The following is an 18,685-nucleotide window of genomic DNA, read 5'->3' as shown; positions in this document are numbered from 1 at the left end:
TAAAATATTGAGGAGTTGATATTATAGTATGTCAAACTAGTAAAAAATCGATGTTTTTAGGAGGGTTATTATGTTAGAACCATTAGAAAAACAACCAGAAAATTCTTTTAGACCTTATTTGCAACATCTAGGAAAAAGCCCAGACGAGCAGTTGCAAAAAAATCAAGCTGCTATGAAGGTGTTAAAACAATGGTTAGAAGCTAAATTTACTGCGGAAGAAAAAGAGGTGATAGATAATTCTTGGGCAGATTTTCAACAAATAGTGGATAACGCCAGAACAACGGGTAGTAAAGTTTACCAGAAACCAGAATGATTGTTTTCTTAGATACAGGAATTTTGGGGTTAATCTGCTCTCCTAAAAATGATGGAGAAGCTGGAGAATGTAAAGCTTGGCTGTACAAATTACAGCCAAAAGTGTTTACGTTGTCACCTCGGATTTATGTGATTACGAAGTAAGACGAGGACTGCTATTAGCAGCTAGTAAAAACCCCAAACTTTCTGGTTTAGAAAACTTAGAAACCCTCCAGGAAATTATAGATTTCTTACCATTAACAAAACCTGCAATGAAACGCGCCGCACAACTTTGGGTAGATTCTCGCACCCAAGGTAAGCTAACTGCTGCGGCTGAAAACATTGATGCTGACATCATTATAGCCGCCCAATATCAACTGCTTAAAGAAGAATATCCCGGACGTTATTTGGCGATCGCCACAACCAATGTTAAGCATTTATCCCAATTTGCTGAAGCGAGAGAGTGGCGCTCAATTTAATCGCGCTCTAACTCGGTCATATTTACTAATGCGGTTAAATTTAAACTATTCAAAATGCTTGATTTAATTGGGCGCTTTTCATCCCAAAAAATTAGCGAGGAATAGAAGTTCATTGCGAATATTGAAGTTAAAAGCTCAAATGTACGTAATGTAGCTTCTTCCTCATCAAAACTGAGAAAATAAACAGTATCATCAAAAACAGCAGGCTTGTTATTTGTTTTCCCTACTAACCTAAAATCCAACTTTTTGTAAAGACCACAAATTGCGATTTTCCAAGGAGTAAAAGTGTATGCACCAACTCCAAAAATAGAAAAACGAGGATTATTTTGGTATATTTTACTTTTCCTATTATCTAAATATTTCGCGTGCGACTCCAGATATTTCCAAGTTTTTGGTGCTAAATCTTTTATTTGTTCAGTAGGCTCACCAACAAATCTCTGAGTAACCAAAACGTATCGCTCGGTAGTCTTTATTCGATTTTGAGCCACATCAGAACCTTTGATTAAAGGAAAAACATAAGTATCTTCAATTTCAACTATTTCTCCCAGTCCATTTATAAATGAATTACCGCTTTTACGAAACTCCATTACATCTGAACAGTCATGCTTAATACCAGAACGCCATTTTAGTCCAGCACTGGGAGCGTATAATTTGTTTAGTTTATCAAAACAATCGATATCTCTTACAAGAATACTATTTCGATACCCTATTCGATAATAGTTGGTATCTTCAAAGCTGCTGAATACATCGCAAAAGTATTTTGGTGAATTTGAGCCAAATTTTCCGAATAATAAACAAGCTTCAACTGTAGCATTAAAATATTTCTTTGCATCTATTTTGTAAGTAGCGAAATTAGAAATATTCAGCTTTTTAGAATGTAGATAGCTCAGTAATTTCCTAGCAACTGAAGTTTTACAAAGCATTGCGAGATTTGCATCTCGGTTCTGTAGCCAATGGACGACCTGGATTAACATCCACTCAGAAATATCGAAGTTACTTTTTCCAGCGATCGCGTCAAAACCATTATACTTTTGAAAGTTAGTCTTTTGTGGTAAGTTAATACCTCCTATTGTTCCTTGCTGTGAATTAGTCACCCAAGGGAAATTACCAAGAATTAATATTTTACCATCTAAAGAAGTTATTAATGATGACCAATCAAAATCGAAAAAATTTCCTTCTCTTATCTCAACTCTTTCATCCTGAAAAATTGGCTTTTTTTCAAGCTCTTGTAAGTAATACGAGTTGATATCTACACCAATAATCTTGTTAGTTGATTTAAACCAGAGTCCAGCAGCTTCAATAAAATTTCCCACTCCGCAGGTTGGCTCTAATATAACATCAGGGCTGACACCAAGCTCTACCAACTTTTGGCATACTTTCTCGGCTAATTCTAATGGTGTTTGAAAATCCCCGTATTCTATTTTTGTTTTGTGAATAGTACGAATCATGGATTAGCTCGGTAAACAGCAATTACACCTTCTTCCTGACCAGAACGCTCAATTACCCTTCTGTACTGAAGCCTCCATTGCAAAGCATTAGAGATAGTCAAAAAGCCTTGTATAGGTGGATTTATAAGTATTTCATCTGCGATATTAGCAGCTTCAATCTCATCAACGGGTAAATTTCTGTCAAGCAGAAAAGCGATTAAATCATCTTGATTGCCTTCATTTTCTAAAATATTACGAATTCCCCTAGTCATTTGAAAATCTGCTGTTCTTTCGGCACTGACATAGATTGTATGTAAAATATTTAAAGTAGCAGTTCGATTCGTACTATCATCGGTTTTGTCGTAAACAAAGATAATCAGAGAATAACCAAGTCCAAAAATCTTTTGCCGTGCAGATTTAAAAGGACATGACGATTGCGGTTGTTTGATACTCGTTACTTTAACATCAATAAGTAGTTCGGGAAAATCTATACCGCTTGCTGAATTACCTTCCACAAATTCGTACCTATCTTTTAGAAAAAGTCTGAACTTTTGTTCCAAATAAGTACCTACGGCTTTACCGTCTGTAATACCATAAAGCAGGGGTTCTGGGTGTTGAGATTCGGCAACTGAAAATAGGGCTGCTTCAGAACACAAAGCTTGTACGGTTAGGATTGGCATAGTTACAGCTAAAAATTGTGCCAGGTATTATATTGTACGTTCTATGTACCATTTAAGTTGGGTAAGAGCGATCACCCGAACAACTATGTCATTCTGGCATAATTTACCCAATATGTGCGGTTCATTGTTAAGCGCAATGGAAAATTTTCCATTGCGCTTAACGAGCGCTACTTTCTCATCCTCATTTTTTAACGCTCAAAATAGCCAACCCCTTTATATAGCCTGGGTTTTGTGGCTAAAACCAAAACTTTTCCATCCAGCTACGGAAAAGTTATCTTTTCAGTTACACAAATTTTTCAATATTATCCCACCAGGGGTTAAGGCTACCGCCTTGGTGAGTAGCTCTTTTTAGCAATATTGAATAATGGTAAAAACTAACAGCAAAGCTAAAACTAAAACCCCAGTTGAGCCGGAAATCATTGAAGACGCAACTCAATTTCAGTCAGAAGAATTTGATTTTGAAATTGACTCAGAACTCCTACAACCAGGTTACAACCAAGTAAGACGACCAATTCTACCCTATGGCATCGTTGTTAACGAACAAGTAGCAGGCATTTTAATTCCAGAAGATCAGTTAGAAAAAGCCAATTGGTTTGTCATGCCTAACGAAGACGAAATGACTACAATTGGCTTAACAGAAGATGTTACAGGTTTGCTACTTTGCAAATGCCGCTTCTGCTTACTAGCATTCGTTCCAGAATACATTCGTTACAAGAATGATGTTCCTGATTTGGGGGGTACTATCATTGGGTTGTATGAAGACTACAAAGCTCAACTTGACAAAAAAACGATGGATGTTGCTAGCGAACACGCGATCGTTTTCTTAGATGAAAACAACCGTCCCATGCACAGCACGCCTATTGTTGTTAGGTTCAAAAATGTAGCATTGTGGAGCTTCAAAGCAGCCAGAGACGAATTCTATCGTTTACTAGAAAAAACCTTCGCTGATTACTTCCAAATTCCTTTTAGTGGTAAGAATGATAAATGGCGAAGTCTGGGCATTGTAGAAGTCGAATTCAAAGGAATCAAAGAAGGGAAAGGCTCGAATAAAAACTACTGCTGCAAAACTATTAACTACACCAAACCAACTATCGAGAATTTACCTTACTTGTACTTGGGAAGACCGCAGCAGAAGAACAAACTTTGGGGGCTGCACGACAGCATCGCTGGTTTCACAGAAGCACCTGCATTACCAGCCGCAGCCGAGCCTCAAATTCAAGTGCTACCACCAATTTCCCGGAAACCAGAAAAGGGGAAAAAGTCGAACAATGGACGCAAACCACCCCGTAAAATTCAAATAGAAGATGACGATGATTTCGAGGACGATTTAGATGAAGAGGAGTTCGATGATTTTGATGAGGATGAATAAACTTCTTCGATAATTACCAATCAATAAGCCCCTAGTTCATGATTCAGAATAGGGGCATCTTTTACTGCTTTTTAGCCAAGATGAGCAATTACAGAAAAGAATATTTGAAATATTAGTTATTTGCCACGCACTTCAATCAAAGAAGATTTAGCAAGTTGGTATTCCCGACCATTAAAGCAGAAAACTAACTTCCTTATATTATCCCCCGAAGGTTGTTGTACTTGCAGACAAGGTAAACCAGAAGTTTTGGTTGGGTCATCCGCTACTTGCAGCAACGATTTATTACGTGGCAACTTTGGATTAAGGTAACTAGAAAAAACTCGAACAGGAGTAGCATCTTTCCCTATCAAATAAGCCACGTACAGGCAACCTTCGTTACCGCAAACACCAGGATTATTGAAGTTAAAAATAACTAATTTACCCGCTTGTCCATCAACGGTCCAAGCTAAAACATTCGATGCAGCTTCCTGTGGATTAAGTTCGGAATTTTCAGTAACTACAGCTTGAACCGTCTCAACAGGAACGACTTTAGTAGCAACTGACCAAGGAATAGTCGCTGCATTTGTAGTGCAACCAACAGTTCCTAATAGTACTGACAGTAATAAGAATAGCATCATCCCAAAACGAAACCATCGTCCAATAAATAAAAACGATGTGGGGGGTTTAGAATTGTCTGGAGGTTTGTAAGCTAAATTATCCTGCGAAAAATGTTGAGTATATGATAGAGGAATTAAATCACCTTTTTGTTCTTGGCTTATGTTTGCTTGTCTATTTTTTGTAACCATCACGTTAACCTCACTAAAATATTTTGATTTTCGTTATTACCAATTAGCGCAAACCTTTAACAGATTTAGGAACAGCAATTCCCACCTGTTTATATGCCCAAAGGTCTTCTTCAGAAAATTGCCAACTAGAATCTTTTAAACTTGGTTGTAAAGTAGAGCGGAATTTATCGATACCTCCTGCTTTGTCGATCGAGTAACGCAATTCGCCCAAAGCCAGTTGCCTCGCTACCGATTGGTTAACTACCCGACTGTAGGGATAAAAGTCATTCATGGGGTTGGAATACAGCAATTTACACCGCTCGTCTTTAAGCGAAACCAATACCGAAAATGGCATCGCATCTCCCGGTAAATAAGCATCCAATAAGCGGTATTTAGTGTCATCCTCTCTCACCTCAGTTACAAATTCAGTCCTGAGATTACCAAGACCACTTGGAAGGCAAGATGAATGAATTTCGGTAATTCGTGAAGACTGACTCAAAGCTGGAATATTTGTGAATAATTCACTACTTAAATAAACCAATAAAGCTGTTAGTAATCCCCAGCTAAATTGCAACAACCGCGTCCGTTTTTTCAACACTGAGTTTGTCATTAACTACCTCCGAAAGCTTAAATTCCAAATTGCGATGGGTTAACAGCCGTCCCATTAACGCGAGTTTCAAAGTGCAAGCGGGGTTCTTCCACCATCCCGGTGCTACCCAGACCACCAATAACCTGACCTTGGGAAATGCGATCGCCTACTTTGACCTTCACAGAATTCGCTTGCAAGTGCGCGTACCCAGTTGTGCGACCGTTCCCGTGGTCGATTTCAATCCAATTCCCGTAGCCACCGCCGCAGCTTTGTACTCCCTTTGTGCAGTCGGAAACAACAGTTCTGACCACACCTCCATCCACGGCTTTTACCGGACTTCCGACTTCTCCCGCAATCGCAATACCGTTGTGCCTTTTCCGCACGCCAGAAACCGGACGAGTCCTCGTACCGAAGTTGCTGGTTACTTGACCGCTCGCTGGCTCGATATACTTACCTGTAGGTTGACTATCTGTACTTGCAGCGGGAGTACAAGCAGAGGTACTCAACCGAGCGATCGTTCCACCACCTGTTTGATAGCGCCTTAAAACATCGGAACCGTAGCTTTTTAGGGTCAAACGACCGAATGCGTCAGTTGCGCCGCCGTCAACTTTCGAGTAGTCGCCACCAAAATGCTTTTGAGCTACTCGTTCGATAAGGCGATCGCCCGAAAACAGATTGCCAGTTGTAGGATCTATTTGTTGAGATGTTCTATCGATTTTGTCGGTAATGCTTCTTTGAAATGCAGCTTCCTGATCCGCAGGTGGGAAGAATTGGAAAAGTTCGGCTTGAGTAGGTTTATAACCGCCTTTGAGTTTATCTAAAAATTGCTGTCCCCCTGGTTTGGATGCGATCGCACTAGCAGCATACTCGTTGTAAGTGACAAACTGGTATTTACCGAGCGGAACTCCGCAATTTTTACCGCCATCTGCACAAACATAGAGGCCGATGCTGTCGTAAGAACCGCTACTCTCAATGCTGGCAATAGCTTCCGATAAAGCCGCAACGTTTACTCCTTGAACGTTACCAACTGAAATCGGTGCAGTATCCCCTGGAGGACAAGGAACACTAACATTTGCAGCCGTAGTTAACCCCTTGGTAGCAGTAGAAGATACCGAACTGCGAGTTGCTCCATTTGGTGTTGAGGAAGAGTCAACCGCTGATGGCTCCAACGCTCCCACAAAAATAGGAGAATTGACCCGATAAGTGAAGAAAGGTACTGGGCCAATAAAATAGGGAGAGCAGCCGCAAGGGGAACAAAACCGGAAGAATAAAGCCGTATCAACAGTATCAGTCCGCTCGTCTGGTTCCATAACCACCACCTTGAAGGTGCTGCCAAAGGGCAACCTCCCCGTCGGTTCCTTGCCGCCATTGATACCTTTTAGACAGCCCCAACCACCCTCTACTTCCTGGTACTTACCACTGATCCATTGTTTACCTTCGAGGGAACCGCGAGCTTTCCGACCTGAATTTTCTAAATCGTCTAATTCGATATAAGCGCAATCATTCTCTTGACAATTAACTGAAAATCCTTGAACATCGGAGCCTGAAATAGTATTGGTTCGCCTACGCTCGGCAGCACCATAAATTGCATCAATTCGCATTACCAAATTGCCTACTTCGGCAACTGGATTGGGAAAGTTAGATAAGGGTAAAGTATTCAGCCCCGGTACATCTTTAATGAAGGTCGTTTGCCAATTTGAAAATGCACCAATTTGCGTGCTGTCTAAGTTGGGAATTGAAGAGATTGAATACTGGGAGAGGTCGATTTCTTCGAGTTTCAACTGTTTAAGCTGGGGGTTGGAACTGAGGACTTGAGCTAAAGTGCGATCGCTTAAATTATCAGCAGTTTTGGTACTCAACAATTCTGCTACTGGTGCAACATCCCGTACTTTAAATTGACTGAGAACGGGAACAGCTTTAACCAACTGCTCTAAGGTTTGTTTGCCTACTAAAGTGAAAGCGCTTAAAGCAACCTGCTCTAGATTTAAATTAGTTTGCTGTGCAATGGAACTGAGTGAGAGCAGTTCTGGTTGCAAAGCTTCGCTAATATCGCCTAGCATGATGTATCGATCGGGGGTTTGTCCGGCTGTCCAAGTTCGACTCAAATCGTAGCCTATTGCTTGTGCGTACTCTTGTGCTGAAAGGCTTCCAGATTGACTGATGGGTGGCATTTGGGAAAAAGAAATCTGCGTCCAATCTGGTACAAGAGCATTGATAGAAGTAGGATTTCCTTGTCTATTTACACTGGGTATTTCTAAAATTCGAGTTGGCAGTTCGGTAGAATCAACAGTAGTTTGGGCGATAGCATAATTCGGTGCATAAATTAAACTCGAAACTATTAAACCTAAACAAAATAGCCATAGTAAAAAGCGCCGAATTATTGCTGATAATATTGTCGTCATTGCTGTGAAAAAGGTTGATTACATAGTCAATAGGGGAAAGAGCGCGTTAAGCTGGGTAAGAAAATTCGCGCTCTTTATTGCTATAAAGTTTTACAATTCAAGGTCGTCGTAGTCACAATATGAATTGGTGGTTGTTTCGCCTCTATCAAAATGCGGGTTAGGATTAGCAGATGTCTCAGTCCAAGGAGTATCTGCTAAGTTCAAATTCCCTTCAAAAATATTCTCTCGATACCCATCTGCAAAGTAATCTGGAGCGCCGTAAGCTTCAGATTGTTGATTGTTATAACCATTGCTTTGATACCCTTCAGACGAATAGCCAGATGGCTCAGTTTCATAACCGTTTGTACCGTAACCTTGTTCGGTGCTGTACAAATTGTTTTGCTCGTTCATAGTTTGTAGCTACAAAGTAGTTAAATTTGACAACTTAGCGTAGCTAGTAGCAATTAAAAAAAGTTTCAGCCGATAGTCTTATTTCAACTACCGCCTATCGGCGGATATGTACATAAGAATGCCAAATCGATAGTTTTAATTATCAATGAAAAACATTTCATCGTTAGCGGAAATGCTTTTATACGATAGAATTAAAGAAACGCAGCCTTATTCGTGGTTTCCGTCTTCGCCAGAGTTAATTGAGTTAATCATTGAACAAGCTCAAATTTTGTCTGGTTCGTATGCTTTGGAACCAACAGCGGGAGATGGCTTATTGGCGCAGGCAATGGTTAAAGCAGGTGCGATTGTTGACGTAATTGAAATTAATCCATTGTTGCAACAAATCCTATTTCAAAAGGGATTCAACTTAGTGGGAAGTGATTTTTTAACTGCTAAACCTCAAAGGCGATATAACTTTATCTTGGCAAATCCACCATTTTCCACGCCTGAGATTAGAGGAGTTGATTTAGATATTATTCAACGAACTTACGACCTTTTTTTAGCTAATTCTGGACGGTTAGTAAGCGTTGCTAGTAATTCGATGAATGTGCGAAATGAAGCACGAGCGCAAGCATTTCTCAAACGCACTTCAGCGAAGGTACTCGAACTACCATTAGAAATATTTTGGGGAAGCGCTCGCCCCGTTACAGTTGAAAGCTATTTAGTTGTGATTGACAAACCTCCTTATTTACCAAACTTGTAATTAATCCCACCAAGCGTATAGTTTTTGAGAGTTTATTTCTATTTCATCACAACCTCGAACAAATCGCACGAATTCACCTGCAAAATCTAAGTCTTTTACGCCGATAACTGTTATGGCATCAACAACCAAGTCCGGTGTTTGTTTGTCAGTAAATGCTATGCCATCAAAAGTTGCTGTTGCTCCAATTTTTTGGCATTTCTGTCCGAATTCGATAAATGAACCCACTGTTGGAGTCGCATTAAAACTTGCTGTTGGTGTGGTATATCCTTGTTGAAGAATCTGTTGTAATGTTTCCAAGGACAAGCCGCTAAACTTGATAGCATTTGGCGTATATTCAGTGATTGTTGTCCCCAATAGTTCTTCGATATTTTCTGTCATAAAATCATCAAAAACTCTACTTCGCTTTACTCCAATGACTACTTCCCCACACAACACCTCAACGCCTGTGGTGGAATACGAGCTAATTACTAACACTTCTAAATTATCTGATGCTCTGTTACCGCTACAAAAAGCTCGTGTTATCGCCATAGATACAGAAACCACCGGACTAGACCCCAGGAGCGATCGCATTCGACTCATTCAACTTGCCATTCCCAAACATCCGGTAGTAATTATCGATTTAGCTGCTATTTCAATTGACGAACTTTCACCTTTGAAACAAGTTTTAACTAATAATGCTATTAAAGTATTCCAAAATGGTAAGTTCGACTGGCAGATGTTAGGAATGCTAGGATTAAGACCAACTGGCTCATTTTTTGATGTCATGTTAGCCAGTCAAGTATTGCGTTCTGGACTCAAAAAAGAACACGATTTAAAATCCTTGGCTCTGGAATTTTTAGGCATTGAACTTGATAAAAGCTTACAATCGAGTAACTTTACCGGAAAACTTTCAAATTCTCAACTAGAATATGCTGCTTTAGATGCTTTTGTCCTCCTGAAACTGAGAATGCAGTTAATTTCCAGATTGCGAAGTGCTAGTTTATTAGAAACTGCTGAACTTGAATTTGCAGCGATGCCTGCTGTTGCTCAAATGGAATTGAATGGAATGCTATTGGATGCAGAACAATGGCATTTAGTTGGTGAAGAACTAAACCAAAAGAAACAAACTGCATTGGTAGAATTAGTCGAAGCTGGTTTAAAACCAACCCCTAGCGCCCAACTTTCCCTATTTCCAGAGTTTACAGAAACCATCAATCCCCGCTCGTCAACACAAGTTTTAAGTGCGCTTCATGCTCTCAATATTCCGATTAAATTAACCAGCAAAAGTGAACTTATTCCTTTAGCTCGTCAATATCCCATAATTCAGTTATTACTAAATTATCGGAAATTAGCATCATTGTATTCTAATTTTGCTGAAGCATTACCAAAACATATTCACCCGATAACTGGAAGAATTCATCCTAGTTATCGACAATGTGGTGCGCGTTCTGGACGGTTTAGTTGCAAGCAGCCAAACTTGCAGAATGTTCCGAGAAATTGCACGGCTAAGGGAATGCGTAATTGCTTTATTGCTGCACCAGGATATCAAATTGTTAAAGCCGATTATAGCCAAATCGAACTAAGAATTGTCGCTGAAATATCTGGTGATACAAGGATGCTTGATGCCTACACTAAAGGTGAAGATTTGCATACTTTAACCGCTTCTTTGATTACCGGAAAGTCGTTAGAGGAGGTCACTTCAGAAGATAGACGCATTGCTAAATCGGTTAATTTTGGATTAATTTATGGCATGGGTGCTGCCAAATTGCAAGCTTATGCGGAAGAAAAATATGATGTTCTTTTAACTTTGGAGGAAGCTAAAGAGTTTAGAAAACGGTTTTTTCAAGCTTATTCTGGAGTTAAAAGATGGCATGACAGAATTAGGAGAACGGTGTATGCCAAAGATATCAAACAGATTCGTACAATTGGCGGACGTAGGCGAAGGTGGGCAAAAAAACCCAGGCTTTCAGAGTTACTAAATCACCCGGTTCAAGGAACTTCGGCTGATATGTTGAAAGTGGCGATCGCTCGCCTGTTCGAGTTGCTACCCAAAACTGGAGCAAAATTGATTGGTGTGGTACATGATGAAATTTTATTAGAGTGTCCGCAAATAAGTTTAAAAAGAACCAGTCGGATTCTGAAAAGAGTAATGGTGGAAGCGGGGGAATTGTATTTGCAGCAAGTTCCAGTCGAAGTGGAATTAACTATTTCCTCTTCTTGGGGTTGAGTTTAAGTAAAATTTAAAAGTTTGTCTCAGCTTCATCTTCAAATAGCATGGTGTTGAGAAGGTTCAATTCACTAGATGCCATAAAATAGCGATCGTCAAAAGTTGTTTCTAACTGTGCAAACACCCGTCGTCCGATCGCAGCTACCCAAGGAAATGATTGATACTGTGCTACTACAGGCATCACCAAACCTTGAGGTGTTAGAGAACGACCCAAGGCGTTTCTCCAAACTTCTGGATCTTCTAATACCTTTTTTCTACTAATATCCTCTTCCAAATGTTCGCTCCAAAAATGAGGATAATCAAGAGGTAGACTGATTACAAGATTTTCAGTCTCCAACGCCTGAAATGTTGAATATTCAAGAATTCTTTCCTTTTGTTCGCGAATCAATAATTTATGTAATTCTTTGGCTGGACGTTTGAGTTTTGGTGGAAAATCGGTTCCTTCATAAATCTTTCGTAGTAGTCTCAAAAGATGACCACTATTTTCCTGAATGTCAGACCGCCATCCCTCAAAGCTGAATCGCTCCTCGGTTTTGCGCTCGCTCCAGTTTTCCATCCAAAAGGGACCAATACAAGTTAAACTTTCTGGAATCACAAGTGCTTGGTTGTCCAAAGATGGTACTAATCGACTGGAAGGACGAGAAACAGCCTTGACGATCGCTTCTAAGGTTTGATAATCCACGTATGACTTAGCATTCCTATCAGGTGCTAAACCTTGTAATTTAAAATGAGCAAAAATTTTACTGGTTAGCTGCACTGCCTTGCTGACAACACCTTTAACTTCTTCATAGCGAGAATCGCAGATCGCGACTCTTGCCTCACGTAAAAAACTCCAGACATCCTCCGACATCAAACTCAATAATTCTTCATCTCCTATCGAGCCAACAGGGACAAAGGAAATTCGTTGGCGCTTGAGTCCGGCATCTCCTTTAATGCGGGTATGAATTGTGGAACGGAGCATTACTAGCAAAGTCAATAAATCGCTTGCCTGACGCAACCACGCTCTATTACGGTCAATATCTTCTTCTATAACGAGAAAATCGTTGATGAGCATAACTAACCGCCTAGCTTTCTCATCTCCAGAAACTGGCTCTTTGGTTTCTGGATCTCTGTACATTCCCCGACCTCGGTAGATCAGTTGTGCAACTTCCATCAAAGCTGCTTCAATATTAAAGCGAGGAATCGCAGCAATAATCCAATCTGTTTTAGGGAAAGAAACCCCTCTTGCCCCTGAAGAAGTCATGAGAAAAACTCGTATCCGATCGCGATGTGGCTCTTGTACTAGCTTCAACCGTTCATGGGGTGGTACGCTTTGATCTAAAACTGCCACCTGTTCGCTTTGGCATAAAGCATCTGCACCTTTTGTCAGTTTCTCCCCTAACTGACGAAGAAAAGCTTTATTTTGAGCAAAAAAAATTAGCTGTTCCGCTCCCTGTTTTAACCCGCGCTGGATTTCCTGATAAGCATTCATCAACAATTTGTCTTCTAGCTGCTCTCGAATTGCTTGTCTAATTACCTGCTTTTTGCCATCACTGGTTAACCCTGGTGTAACAGGTGAAAGACGAATACTATAGTCAATACTCAGTTCGGAAGCAGGATAGCTATTTGTCATTACGTGCAAGGTTGGATGTTTTCTAAGACCTACTTTTGTATAAGTACCTGTCACCCGAAACGGTGCTTCACCTCGACTTTGACTAATGAACACTTTGTCAGGAGCGCGATCGCCGGAGTTAAGAAAGCTGTTGAGAACAATTTCATTGCTCAACGAGGCATCAGCAACAATCAGAACAACCTTGAAGGGCGATTGAGTTCCCTCAAATGGTTCAATGAATTGCTGGTGCAGCCACTCAGCTAACTTGTGAACGAACGGTGCTCCTGCACCATCACCAGCTAATTCATCAACCATAGCAATGATGGTGGGAATTTTTGCCCCAAACTTCTGACGTTCGTTTTTTCCTGGTGTTGTATTGGCCCTCGATTTAAACAAATTGCTGAGAGCTTCCACTGTCGTTGTTTGGTTAAGCAAGCGATACCCTTGAGTTGCGGCTGTCATTACCAAACGATTACACTTGCGGATTAACTTCTAGCAATCGTCGGGCTGCACCTGCTAGGGTCAGTAATACACCTGGACGCTGGATTGATTCCACGCTGTCGTCTCGTTCCGAGCGTGAACGCTTATAACGAGTAGAGCTGATAACATTGCAATCAATCTCGTGTTCCTGTTCGGGGGTCAAAAAGACAGTGCTGCAATTAGGACGAGCCAGTTCTTCAATCCCATCTACAACAACACCACTATCAATCCGGCGATTGTCCCATCCGTGTTTCTCGACTTGTTGCTCGTACCACTTGGGAGCAGCAGTAATCAAATTGGCATTACTTGTCAGGGTCAAGATACCAGTAGCATTACCGCTTTCTCTAGCAAGGTTAGCTGTAACACTCCGATTAATGACAACTCGCGGACTAACGTAAAGAAACAGGAAACCTTGAGATTGCTGCTTGAGAAAATCCATCACAGCAGTCGTTTTACCAATTCCAGGATTTCCCTCTAAAGCAATTACATTTAGTTTTCCTGTTCGGGCAGCATTTAAACCTGCAACAACTGCGGCTGCATGGACTTGGCGTAACGGAATTTGTTCATCTTGTTGACTGTTTCTATCAAGAGCCACTGCAAACTTAGATTGAGGACTGCCACCAAAAAACTCTCGCAGTTCTTCTGTTTCCTCAACGGCAGCGATCGCATCTGCCCTTAAAATCTCCTGCATAGGACTATAAAATCCCTCGACGTTCTCCTGAAATAGGAAATGCAGATCGGAGCCTAAATCCGGCAGTTGTTTAATTTGCTTTGCTTGCTGTTTGAAAGTTTCTGGTAGCGATCCCAACAGTTTATTAAACACCAAACTAATTTCTTTCTGGAGTTCGTCAGGCGCATCATCACTGAGTTTATGAAGATTTCGATACGCTTCCCCCAATGATTTCATCAGTCTAGCTCTGGGTTCAGCTTCTGGTTCCCGATCCATGAAATGAGCAGCAAGGCTTTCAAAGCCATTCGATGTTACCGCGATCGCTCTGGCACTACAAGCTCCCTTTATATGATCGCGTACACGCAACAAATGAATCAAGCGTTCCGTGTAAGACGATGCTTGACAGAGTTTGAATAAGGGTTTATCGGAACTACTAAATGCAGATAAATGGTTCGCCAGTTTTGACGATAGCAAAAACTCGTTACCCTCTACCTCTGCACAAACCCTAGAAAAAACTCCGCGGGAATCAATGTAGCGAGCATAGCGATTAATTTCTTCTCGGTGAGGTGTTTCATTACTAAAATCTGCTAAATTCGCAGGTGCATTATAGGAGAACTCCAAACAGAGAATTAAGTTTTCAAATTTTTGACGTTTATTTTTGTTTTCTTTTCGGGTCAAAAATCTTGCAGAGTGACTTGTGAAATTACCTTCTGTTTTCTCATCAGCGGATAACCAGAGGAGAAAATCGGCTCTGCCCGGTTGACCCTGGTATACTAAAGCCCTATCTGGATTTCCTGGCAAATTGAAAGCTGCTTGAAATGCTCGCGCTGTCTTTTCCTTTTCTATTTCTTCATCGCTAACAGATAGTTGTCCTGGAAGTGTCAACGGACACCAAATTGCTTCCAACTTGGCTTGACGAACAGGACTGTGTTTCAGGCACTCTCGCATCGCCGTCCAGCCTAAACCATAGCCCAACACCAACAAATGACGCACCATTGTCCCTGCCCATGCTCTGGCATTCGGATCGGTTAGTTTCAGCGTTCTAACCAGTTCGTTCTCAATCTTTGCATTTGCGATCGCTTGCCAAGGTTCGAGTACTGGATGATTATCTAAAATTAGCTTTTGATGAATCAGATGGAGTAGCACACCGCGTTTAACAGCAATTTCAAAAATCTGGCCCCAAAGAGATGCCTGAAGAAGAAACGATGATGGCATTACTTCCTCCGGTGTAAAACTTGAGAAACATGGCTGAGTAAGGCAGGATAGCTAAGTAATACCTTTCCTTTGCGACGAGTGTGCAAAACTTCGACTTCTCCAGCTGCTTCAATTGTGGTAGGTGAGATCCAACTAAAGGGGTCTAGTACCGGGATAAGTTGCCCGTTCTGAACCCCTTTTTCAGCTTCTATAAAATGCAATCCACGCAGCACTGAAATTAAGCAAGGATGAACGCTAGATAGCTGTTCTGGATTAACTAAATGTTGACGAGCACGTTCTGTCCAATCAATATTGCTAACCCGTTGATCGGATACTAGGAAATAAACACAAAAACCAGACTGTGGACGCTTATCTTCTTGAATTGCAAAAAGTGTGGCAAATGTATAGACCGGAATGACATCGCGCACGCGGACTTTTTCCATAGACTGCAAGAAACTCGTATGATCTCCAGCACGTAAAATTTCAAATGCGGCTTCATTGGGTAAGCGCTTACGCAATCTCGTAGCGGGGAATACATCCCGAACCATTGTATAAATGGTTAACTCGGGAAAGGTTTGAAAGACTTCTTCGAGGAAATCCTTATTGGTTAATTGAGAATTGTAATCTGCCGATCGGTTAATTCGGCGACCGCCATAAGCATGAGACAATAAAATAATATGCTGGCATCCTTGAGCTTTTAGATAACCAATCTCTTCTTGCACTAATCGTTGTTTTTTCAATTGTTGGGGAGAATCAACCACATCGGATTGCATCCGCTCCATTTTAAGTTCGTAACCTGAAAATGGTTCATTAATAGCTTTAGCTATGTAACTTTGAGTGAGAAAAAGGTAGCCTTTTTCGTCTTCATTGAAAAAACTCATTTCATCGCAGGGACGGGTAGCATAGGAAATTAAACCAATCTTAGGAACTGTTGGAGTATTTGATGTACTAATGGCAATCGGAAATACACTCAACAAAGCGTTGAAGATACTAGGTTTTATGTATTTTGAATTTTTTCCATTGAGATTTTGCAGAACAGCCCCTTGCATTCGGATGGGAGTATCTTCACTCAAAATGGCTTCAAGCGCTTGGGCAGCTGCATAAACATAAGAGTCGCCGCTTTTTTCATCACTTTCTTTACCCATTTCTTGCAGTCGCAACATCAAGGTTGTAAATTCAATAGGAACCGAATTATCTGATTGTTTCAACTGTTGGATGATCCGCCATAAACAACAGTAAACTAGCACTACGAAAGCAGCAACTGCTGCTGCATGATACTGTTTACTTTCCTCAGATCCTTTTTGGTTAGTTCGCCGCTTCAAGGTTTGAACATCGTATTCAACTTGAATAGCAGCTGGTAATACCCATCCTCTTGCTACAGTGGCGGTTTCAGAAACTTTATATGTCCATTGACCGTCTGCTTCTTTTTGAGAACAATACGGAACCCAACAAACTTGAAGAATTTTTTGGGGAAATAGTCGCTGCGCCTGAATTGAATTGGAGTCTCCTTTGATTGCTAAATTGTATTCAGAAAGTTCAGCACTAACTTTAACTGAGAATAAAAGCCCCTGCGTCTCTGGTCGATCGCAAATCTCAATATGTTTAAACCATTCCACCTGTTCGCGAGAACCTTGTTGAGCTCCTTTCAGTAGATCTCGAACACCCGCTTCCGCCCCTTCCAAGCGCGACCACTCTATGATGTTTCGCTTCACGCAAATAAATTGTTGGGAGGAATTACGCTGAACTTGGGAAATTATCTTTTGGCTTTTTAACCGAAGTATAGAAATCAAAGCTGTTGCAATTGATTCCATTGACTTGGCGCGTTCCTTTAAATTTCCTATAACCTCTTTCACAGCCTCCTTTCCTTGCAATTGAAGTAAGGAAATAAGTTGCTCTACTGAATTTGGTAGAGTTTCTTTAGACAGTAATTCTTGGCTGTTTTGAGGTACAACAACTGCTAAAAATATTAGCTCTGTTAAACGCCGACAAATTATTCCAGGTTGTAGTGAAGTTTCCTCATTTTCAAGTAAATCTTCTTCAATTCTCTCAAGTCTCGCTTCAAAAGCAGCTTTGTCAAATTCAGGATTTTGTCCATTGACTCGAAAGCGATAACTCACTTCCCTAACAACACCATGACTGGTTGCTGTTTGATTGGTATCTTTTTCCTCAAAAATTTGGGTTTTCCACTCAGCCCAAACTGGAAGACAGGAATAGAATGTAGCTTTGCTTAGATAATCTAGCAAATTAAATTCAGTAGTAATGCCAAAATGAGCGGTTAAATCTACGGGGTAGCCAATTTCTTTAGCAGATTCGCATAGAGTGAGGACTCGGTTAACATACTCTGCTAAGAGTTGGTGTCCGGTTTGATTGGCCGTTGGGGCATTTTCTGCGATCGCTTCCATAATACGGAAGGTGATAGTCAGTCTAACTCGAGCTAATGCTTCATCGTCTAGAAAGTTCAAAAAACGATTAATTTGACTATCTTCTCTTTCTTTTTCCGCTTCTAAACTATCAATAGCTGATACAATTTCATCTTCATTCGAATCACTTTGTTCCAAATACTTACTAACTGCTTCGCACATTCGCTCAAAGTAATCATCAGCATCAACTCGTTCAACTGATGATATTACCTTTGCCACAGCCGTTGAAGGATTATCAGATTTCGCATCTGCGGATTGGAATGCTAGAGGTACAAGATTAGCCTTGTTTGTTTGATTGTTGAAAACAGTACCCGCTTCTTTCGCTAGTCGAGTCAGCTGTTGAATTGGTTGCTCTAACAACAGTATTGATAATGAACTTTCTTTAGGTAAAGCAGCATCAAGCGCTTGGTCTATGGCAGACATTAATCGATCTAAGGCACCTGGCAATCTCGTTGCGTTGTCTTCTACCAAACAGCCACCAATGCGAGACCGAGTTCCGTATGCAGGCATTGATAAATTCCGAATGAAGCCCTTACCATTGGTTGGATTAAAATCTTTTCGGAAGCTCTCCTGTGCAAATAACCTTAGAAGAACGCTTGAAGTACAGAGTTTCAGACGTTTCTTTTCACTATCGAAAATCAATGCTGGCTTGTATTTGGGGTCTTTATTGTCAGCATTTTCTGGAGGCTGGTTTGGAAGAATTGCCTTAGCGAGTAGATCTACGAGCGTAGCGAGGTCAATAGAAGGCTTGGGCGAGCGTGCCTGAATTTCAGCACCACTTTCCTGTGAGTACATATTAGTTTTGTCCTTTATACCAGTCTTGCAACCGCTTCACCTGCTTAAACTTTGCAGTCTGAACAGATGGATTCCATCCTTTTACTAACTTAAAAGCGTCCAATCTGTCAAGCCAATTCAATTTGACACTTATGACGGCGCTTTCAAGCTGCTGCGTACCTGTAGGAAAGTCTTACTTACAGTAATCCTGTGGATA

At 40.9% G+C, this 18,685-nt stretch carries 15 protein-coding genes; 5 read left to right on the top strand and 10 right to left on the bottom strand.

Annotated features, from left to right (window positions below; all coding sequences use genetic code 11):
• Positions 1–70: 70 nt before the first annotated feature.
• On the top strand, positions 71–313 hold the full coding sequence (locus tag ACE1B6_RS09900) for a hypothetical protein (RefSeq protein ID WP_073594864.1): 243 nt from the start codon (positions 71–73) through the stop codon (positions 311–313).
• Positions 314–389: 76 nt separating this feature from the next.
• Positions 390–770 carry a PIN domain-containing protein gene (locus ACE1B6_RS09895; protein WP_413257091.1) on the top strand — a complete coding sequence of 127 codons (381 nt, stop codon included), beginning with the start codon at positions 390–392 and terminating at the stop codon, positions 768–770.
• On the opposite strand, the gene ACE1B6_RS09890 is transcribed toward ACE1B6_RS09895, so the two are convergent.
• Positions 767–2,218 carry an SAM-dependent methyltransferase gene (locus ACE1B6_RS09890; protein WP_413257090.1) on the bottom strand — a complete coding sequence of 484 codons (1,452 nt, stop codon included), beginning with the start codon at positions 2,216–2,218 and terminating at the stop codon, positions 767–769. The two genes, ACE1B6_RS09895 and ACE1B6_RS09890, sit on opposite strands and share 4 nt — an antisense overlap.
• Positions 2,215–2,877 carry a type II restriction-modification system restriction endonuclease gene (locus ACE1B6_RS09885; protein ID WP_413257089.1) on the bottom strand — a complete coding sequence of 221 codons (663 nt, stop codon included), beginning with the start codon at positions 2,875–2,877 and terminating at the stop codon, positions 2,215–2,217. The genes ACE1B6_RS09890 and ACE1B6_RS09885 overlap by 4 nt, the downstream gene beginning before the upstream one ends.
• A 364-nt stretch (positions 2,878–3,241) precedes the next feature.
• On the opposite strand from ACE1B6_RS09885, the gene ACE1B6_RS09880 reads away from it, so the two are divergent.
• Complete coding sequence (locus tag ACE1B6_RS09880) at positions 3,242–4,246, top strand: DUF5895 domain-containing protein (protein ID WP_413257088.1); 1,005 nt, start codon at positions 3,242–3,244, stop codon at positions 4,244–4,246.
• A gap of 116 nt (positions 4,247–4,362) precedes the next feature.
• On the opposite strand, the gene ACE1B6_RS09875 is transcribed toward ACE1B6_RS09880, so the two are convergent.
• From ACE1B6_RS09875 to ACE1B6_RS09860, 4 genes are all read right to left on the bottom strand, one after another.
• Entirely contained in the window at positions 4,363–5,031 is a 669-nt protein-coding gene (locus ACE1B6_RS09875) for a hypothetical protein (protein ID WP_413257087.1), read from the bottom strand.
• Between the two features lie 43 nt (positions 5,032–5,074).
• Positions 5,075–5,620 carry a hypothetical protein gene (locus tag ACE1B6_RS09870; RefSeq protein WP_413257086.1) on the bottom strand — a complete coding sequence of 182 codons (546 nt, stop codon included), beginning with the start codon at positions 5,618–5,620 and terminating at the stop codon, positions 5,075–5,077.
• A 17-nt stretch (positions 5,621–5,637) separates the two neighbouring features.
• Positions 5,638–8,001, bottom strand: coding sequence for a M23 family metallopeptidase (locus ACE1B6_RS09865; protein WP_413257085.1), 2,364 nt, complete (start codon positions 7,999–8,001; stop codon positions 5,638–5,640).
• 90 nt (positions 8,002–8,091) lie between these two features.
• Positions 8,092–8,391: a hypothetical protein gene (locus tag ACE1B6_RS09860; protein ID WP_413257084.1), complete on the bottom strand. Its 300-nt coding sequence runs from the start codon at positions 8,389–8,391 to the stop codon at positions 8,092–8,094.
• Between the two features lie 145 nt (positions 8,392–8,536).
• Between ACE1B6_RS09860 and ACE1B6_RS09855 the strand changes: the two genes are divergently transcribed.
• A complete protein-coding gene (locus tag ACE1B6_RS09855) occupies positions 8,537–9,133 on the top strand; it encodes a class I SAM-dependent methyltransferase (protein ID WP_413257083.1) in 597 nt (198 codons plus the stop codon).
• On the opposite strand, the gene ACE1B6_RS09850 is transcribed toward ACE1B6_RS09855, so the two are convergent.
• Positions 9,134–9,511, bottom strand: coding sequence for a hypothetical protein (locus tag ACE1B6_RS09850; RefSeq protein ID WP_413257082.1), 378 nt, complete (start codon positions 9,509–9,511; stop codon positions 9,134–9,136).
• Between ACE1B6_RS09850 and ACE1B6_RS09845 the strand changes: the two genes are divergently transcribed.
• On the top strand, positions 9,471–11,339 hold the full coding sequence (locus tag ACE1B6_RS09845) for a bifunctional 3'-5' exonuclease/DNA polymerase (RefSeq protein WP_413257081.1): 1,869 nt from the start codon (positions 9,471–9,473) through the stop codon (positions 11,337–11,339). The genes ACE1B6_RS09850 and ACE1B6_RS09845 overlap by 41 nt on opposite strands.
• Before the next feature lie 13 nt (positions 11,340–11,352).
• Here ACE1B6_RS09845 and ACE1B6_RS09840 read toward each other — a convergent pair whose 3' ends face one another.
• From ACE1B6_RS09840 to ACE1B6_RS09830, 3 genes are read right to left on the bottom strand one after another with little or no spacing between them, the layout of a single operon-like run.
• Positions 11,353–13,392: a helicase-related protein gene (locus ACE1B6_RS09840; protein ID WP_413257080.1), complete on the bottom strand. Its 2,040-nt coding sequence runs from the start codon at positions 13,390–13,392 to the stop codon at positions 11,353–11,355.
• Between the two features lie 10 nt (positions 13,393–13,402).
• Positions 13,403–15,295 (bottom strand): hypothetical protein, encoded by a 1,893-nt coding sequence (locus ACE1B6_RS09835; protein WP_413257079.1) that lies wholly within the window; start codon positions 15,293–15,295, stop codon positions 13,403–13,405.
• Positions 15,295–18,204 (bottom strand): hypothetical protein, encoded by a 2,910-nt coding sequence (locus tag ACE1B6_RS09830; protein ID WP_413257078.1) that lies wholly within the window; start codon positions 18,202–18,204, stop codon positions 15,295–15,297. Before ACE1B6_RS09830 ends, ACE1B6_RS09835 begins: the two co-directional genes overlap by 1 nt.
• Positions 18,205–18,685 lie beyond the last annotated feature (481 nt).

This window comes from Floridaenema fluviatile BLCC-F154 (assembly GCF_041929135.1).
Classification (GTDB): Bacteria; Cyanobacteriota; Cyanobacteriia; order Cyanobacteriales; family Aerosakkonemataceae; genus Floridanema; species Floridanema fluviatile.
Note: the sequence above shows the minus strand (reverse complement) of the source record. Positions and strands in the feature narration are given on the sequence as shown.